Annotated in this window: 4 protein-coding genes; 3 read left to right on the top strand and 1 reads right to left on the bottom strand. The window is 64.6% G+C overall.

Translation table 11 applies throughout. The annotated features are described in order from the left end of the window. The first annotated feature begins 208 nt into the window (after positions 1–208). Positions 209–1,861: a M28 family metallopeptidase gene (locus tag ACVOLI_RS20065; RefSeq protein ID WP_481615726.1), complete on the top strand. Its 1,653-nt coding sequence runs from the start codon at positions 209–211 to the stop codon at positions 1,859–1,861. A gap of 317 nt (positions 1,862–2,178) precedes the next feature. Here ACVOLI_RS20065 and ACVOLI_RS20060 read toward each other — a convergent pair whose 3' ends face one another. Next, complete coding sequence (locus tag ACVOLI_RS20060) at positions 2,179–3,513, bottom strand: MFS transporter (protein WP_481615725.1); 1,335 nt, start codon at positions 3,511–3,513, stop codon at positions 2,179–2,181. 199 nt (positions 3,514–3,712) lie between these two features. Here ACVOLI_RS20060 and yedA point away from each other — a divergent pair, with 199 nt between their 5' ends. Both yedA and rarD read left to right on the top strand, forming a co-directional pair. Next, positions 3,713–4,615, top strand: a complete 903-nt coding sequence (gene yedA / locus ACVOLI_RS20055; protein ID WP_296252555.1) for a drug/metabolite exporter YedA — start codon at positions 3,713–3,715, stop codon at positions 4,613–4,615. Next, positions 4,612–5,523 carry an EamA family transporter RarD gene (rarD, locus tag ACVOLI_RS20050; protein ID WP_481615724.1) on the top strand — a complete coding sequence of 304 codons (912 nt, stop codon included), beginning with the start codon at positions 4,612–4,614 and terminating at the stop codon, positions 5,521–5,523. Before yedA ends, rarD begins: the two co-directional genes overlap by 4 nt. Positions 5,524–5,607 lie beyond the last annotated feature (84 nt).

The raw sequence follows: 5,607 nt of genomic DNA, 5'->3' as shown, positions 1-5,607 counted from the left end.
GGCTCTACCGGTAAGGCCTCTGCCGAGCATGGCTCGGCACTACCGCTCCCTCCCTTGCGCGTAGCGCAGGGGAGGGTTGGGGAGGGGTGCTTTTGTGCTGTTGCCGTGGCTGTTGCTTCATTAGCTTCGCGGCTTACGCCGCTCCTACAAGGCCGTTGGCGGTTAGAATCTGCCATTCATTCTGTCGTTGGTAGTTGCCGTGAACCCGATGCGCATCCTGCTGCTGTCCTCCTGCCTGTTTGTCGGCGGCATCGCCTCGGCGGCCAATGACCTGCCCGGCGGTGGCATCGATCCGGAAGCGCTGTCGCGGCATGTGCGCATCCTCGCCTCGGACGAGTTCGAAGGCCGTGCCCCGGCCTCGGCCGGTGAGCAGCGCACGGTGGACTATCTGGTCGACGAATTCCGCAAGGCCGGCCTGCAGCCCGGAGGCAAGGACGGCAGCTGGGTGCAGGAAGTACCCCTGGTCCGTGCAACGGTGGACGGTCAGGTGCAGGCCAGCCTGAGCTTGAACGGCAAGTCGGTGCCCCTGGTCAATGGTGAGGACATCACCCTGCAGAGCCTGAGCCCGTTCGGTGTGGTCGACCAGCAGGACACGCCGCTTGTGTTCATCGGCTATGGCATCTCCGCGCCGGAACGGCATTGGGACGATTACAAGGATCTGGACCTGAGCGGCAAGATCGCCGTCGTGCTGATCAACGATGCCGACTTCGAGACCGAAGCGCCCGGTGCGTTCGACGGCAAGGCGGTCACCTATTACGGCCGCTGGACCTACAAGTTCGAGGAAGCCGCACGCCGCGGTGCCGAGGGCGTGCTGATCGTGCATGAGACCGCACCGGCCGCCTATCCGTGGGCGACGGTAAAGGCGTCGGGTACTTCGCCGCTGTTCGATATCGAACGCAGCAACGATGAGGCATTGGCCGCGCATACGCCGGTACGCGGCTGGATGCAGCGTGCCCTGGCCGAACGCATCTTCAGCGCCGCTGGGCTCGATTTCGAGACCGAGAAGCGCAAGGCGATGAAGGCCGACTTCCGTCCTGTCGAGCTCGGCGACGCCAGTCTCACCACCAGCTTCTGGGTCAAGCGTGAGCGCGTGGTCACCCGTAACGTGGTGGCCAAGCTGGAAGGCAGCAGCCATCCGCAGGAGTCGGTGATCTTCTCGGCGCACTGGGACGCCTTCGGCATCGGCCAGCCGGACGCAAGCGGCCAGACCGTGCGCCACGGCGCCATCGACAATGCCACCGGCGTGGCCTCGGTGCTGGAGCTGGGGCGCGTGTTCGCCGCCGGCCCGCGCCCGCAGCGTTCGCTGTATTTCATCGCGTTGACGGCCGAAGAGAAGGGCCTGCTCGGCGCCAGCTACTACGCCGCGCACCCGCTGGCACCGCTGGAGACCACCGCTGCGGTATTGAACATCGAGATGTTCAGCCCGGACGGCGAAACCGCTGACATCGCGACCTGGGGCAATGGCCGGGTTTCGCTGGAAGACGATGTGCAGCGCGTTGCCCAGGCACGTGGCCGTCGTTGGTCGCCGGATCCGAACCTGGAGGCTGGCTTCTTCTACCGCGCCGATCACTTCGCGTTTGCCCGCAAGGGCGTGCCGGCGATCACCGTCGGCGCCGGCCTGGACAAGCTGGACGGCGGCGTTGCCGCCGGCCGCGCGTTGCGTGATGCCTATTTTGCCAAGTGCTACCACCAGGCCTGCGACGCGTGGTCGCCGCAGTGGGACGCGCGTGGTTTGGCTGCCGACACCTTGTTGGTCTACGACATGGGGTTGGAGCTGGCCAACAGCCGGAAGTGGCCGACGTGGCAGAAGGGTGCGGAGTTCGAGGCTGCACGTGAAGCGAGTGATGCTGCTCGGCGTTGAATGATGTTGCCCGGCGCTGAGTGATGAGAGGACCGGCGGACTGAGTCCGCCGGCTTTTGCTTTTTGCTCTTCGCTGTTCGCTTTTGCTTTTATGTCGTCATTCCCGCGAAGGCGGGAATCGCTCTGGCTTTTGCTGTTTGCATTTGGCAGGACGAAGGCAGGGAAAAGGGCAAATGCAAAAGGCAAATGCAAAGGCATAGAGCGATGACCCGACATTCGTCGGTTGAATACCCCGCCTGCGCGGGAATGACGGCAGAAGAGCAGAGCCCAAGCCCAAGCCCAAGCCCAAGCCCAAGCCCAAGCCCAAGCCCAAGCCTTTACCGTCGCGTACCATCCAACCAGTTCGGCCCCTTGTTCTTCAGAAAGAACACATACACCACCAGCGATACCGCGATCACCGCGGTTACATAGATCGCAAACGTATCCACATGCCCGGTCTTCAACGCGCCCTGATACAGCAACGGTGCGGTACCGCCAAACAATGAATTGGCCAGCGCATAACCAAAGCCAACGCCCAGCGCACGCACATGCGTGGGGAACAGCTCGGCCTTCACCACTGCGTTGATCGAGGTGTAACCGGTGAGGATGACGAAGCCGACTGCCAGCACCAGGAAGGCCATCAGCGGATCATGCTGCTGCGGAAGCTGGGTGATCATGTACCAGCTGTAGAGCACGCCGCCGACGCCGAAGAATACCAGCAGGCTCTTGCGCCCGACGATGTCCGACAGCCAACCGCCGACCGGCTGCAGCAGCATCAAAAACGTCAGTACGCCCAGGTTGATCACGGTGCCGGTCATCACGTCATTGCCGGCGAAAGCGCTCTGGATCATCTTCGGCCCGTTCACCGAGTAGGTGTAGAACGCCACCGTGCCGCCAGCGGTGATCAGGAAACACAGCAGCAGGGCGCGCCACTGATGCACGAACAATTCGTACATCGAGCCGGATGCCTTGGCGCGCCCACCCTTCGCCGCTTCGATGGAGTCGGAGGTCAGCGATTCGTCCATGCTCCGGCGCAGCCAGAACACCACGATGGCGGCAATGCCACCAATGCCGAAGGCGATGCGCCAGCCCCAGGCCGAAATCTCGGGCTTGTCCCATAGCAGCAACATGCCGAGCAGGGTCAGCTGCGCCAGTACGTGGCCGCCAACTAGGGTGACGTAGTGGAATGAGGACAGGAAGCCGCGCCGGCCGGGGATCGCCGCTTCGGACATGTAGGTGGCGCTGGTGCCGTACTCGCCACCGGTGGCGAAACCCTGTGCCAGCCGCGCGAACAACAGGATCAGCGCCGCCGCGCCACCAATCTGGGCGGCGGTCGGGGTGATCGCGATCAGGAACGAGCAGGCCGCCATCACCGTCACTGATACCGTCAGTGCACGGCGGCGGCCGTAGCGGTCGGCGAAGCGGCCGAAGTACCAGGCACCGATCGGGCGCATCAGGAAGGTGGCGGCGAAGATCGCCCACACGTAGATCGTGGAGTTCTTGTCGGCGGCCGAGAAGAACTGCGACTCGAAGTACACCGCGAACACCGAGTAGACGTAGACGTCATACCACTCGACCAGATTGCCGGCCGAGCCCTTCAAGGTGTTGGAGATGGAGCGGCGCAGGGCGGCGCGGTCGGAGGCTGCCGGTGCGCTGGCGGTGGAGGTGTTCATGCAGGAGCTGTCCTCGCTTGATGGCCAAGGGCCGGGCGATGCACGCCGTGGTGACGTGGTGGTTGCCTGCACGCTACCGCAGAGCGTGTATGGATGATGTAGGTAGCCTGCCAAACGAATACAGCATGCCGTTTTTCAGACTGATCTCGGCGCCGCTGTGCCCTAGAATTCACCTTCCCCCGAATGGTGGCACCGCCTCATGTCCTCCCCCGTATCCACGCCGGCTGCTCCTCCCAGGGGTGGCCTTGTCGTTCTGGCCTTGTTCCTGGTCTACGTGGTGTGGGGGTCGACCTATCTCGGCATCCATCTGGCGCTGGAAAGCGGCCTGCCGCCGCTGACGGTGATCTCCGGTACGCGTTTCCTCGTCGCTGGCAGCCTGCTCTATGCCTTCCTGCGCTGGCGCGGTGTCGCCGCGCCGACCCGCGCGCAGTGGAAGACGGTGGCGGTGATGGGGGTGTGCCTGCTGTTCCTCGGCAATGGCATGGTGGTGCTGGCCGAGCGCGATGTGTCATCCGGTCTGGCCGCGGTGGCGGTGGCCTCGGTTCCGTTGTGGATGGCGCTGTTCTCCGCCATCCGTGGCGAGAAGGCCACGCTTGGCGAGTGGCTGGGCATCGCCATTGGCTTTGTCGGCGTGGTCTGGCTCAACGCGGGCAGCAGCCTGACCGCGACGCCGACCGGGCTGATCCTGTTGCTGATCGCGCCGCTGGGCTGGGCCGGTGGTTCGATCTGGTCGCGCGGCCGCGACCTGCCATCGCCGTTCATGACTGCCGCCGGGCAGATGCTGTGCGGTGGCGTGGTCCTGATCAGCGCCGGCCTGCTGCGCGGCGAGCGCATCAGCGCGCTGCCCAACCTGCAGGGCCTGTTGTCGGTGAGCTACCTGACCGTGTTCGGTTCGATCATCGCTTTCACCGCCTACGTGTGGCTGCTGCACAACGTGCGCCCGGTGTTGGCCAGCAGCTATGCCTACGTCAATCCGGTGATCGCCGTGGCGCTGGGCGCGTGGATCGCGCATGAGCGCTTCAGCGTTTCCGATCTCGGCGCGATGGCGGTGATTCTGGCCGGCGTCGTGGTCATCACCCTTGCCAGGCTGCGTCGCGCATGAACAGCAACAGCGAAACCCGTAACGGCCTCTGGGCCACGACCCTGGCCTTCGTCATCTGGGGCCTGTTCCCGCTGTACTGGCACCTGCTCAAGGAGGTGCCCTCGTTCCTGATCATTGCCCATCGCATCGTCTGGAGCGCGGTGCTGCTGGTCGGTGGCCTGGGCATCATGCGCGGCTGGGGCTGGTTGACCGAGGTATGGGCAACGCCGCGGCGGTTCTGGTTGCTGGGCCTTTCCAGCCTGCTGATCGCGCTCAACTGGAGCCTGTACATCTGGGCGGTGAATGCTGGCCACGTGGTGGAAACCAGCCTGGGCTATTTCATCAACCCACTGCTGAGCGTGCTGCTTGGCGTAGTGGTGCTGGGCGAGCGCCTGGGCAAGCTGCAATGGCTGGCGGTAGCGCTGGCGGCGCTGGGCGTGGCCTGGCTGACCTGGCAGAGCGGGCGCCCGCCGTGGATCGCGATTGGCCTGTCCATCACCTTTGGCCTGTATGGCCTGCTGCGCAAGCTGGTTGTGGTGGATGCGGTGAGCGGTCTGGGTGTGGAAAGCCTGTTCATGGTCGCACCGGCGTTGGCCTATGTGATCTGGGCCGAGAGCGGCCATGGTGGTGGTTTCATTTCAGGTTGGGGACTTGGCAATGACGTGTTGCTGGTGCTGGCCGGTGCGGTCAGTGCGATCCCGCTGATTGCCTTCGCCTTCGGTGTGCGGCGGGTGCCACTGACGGTGGTCGGCCTGCTGCAGTACATCGCGCCGACCCTGCAGTTCCTGGTCGGTGTACTGGTGTTTCGCGAGGCCTTCAACGCCAACCAGCTGGTCGGCTTCTGCCTGATCTGGGCCGGGCTGGTGGTGTTCGCGGTGGCCGGTGTGCGCAAGGCGCGGATGGCGCGTGTGGCCTCGCCGAACGCGTAAACAGTGCTCGCCGTAGCCCGGGTAAGCGCAGCGCACCCGGGAGCAGGAGATAGGGCGGTCATTACCCTATGCGCCAACAGCCCC

It is taken from the genome of Stenotrophomonas sp. STEN029 (assembly GCF_056760015.1).
The sequence above is the reverse complement of the archived record's forward strand: the minus strand, read 5'-3'. Positions and strand labels throughout refer to the sequence as shown.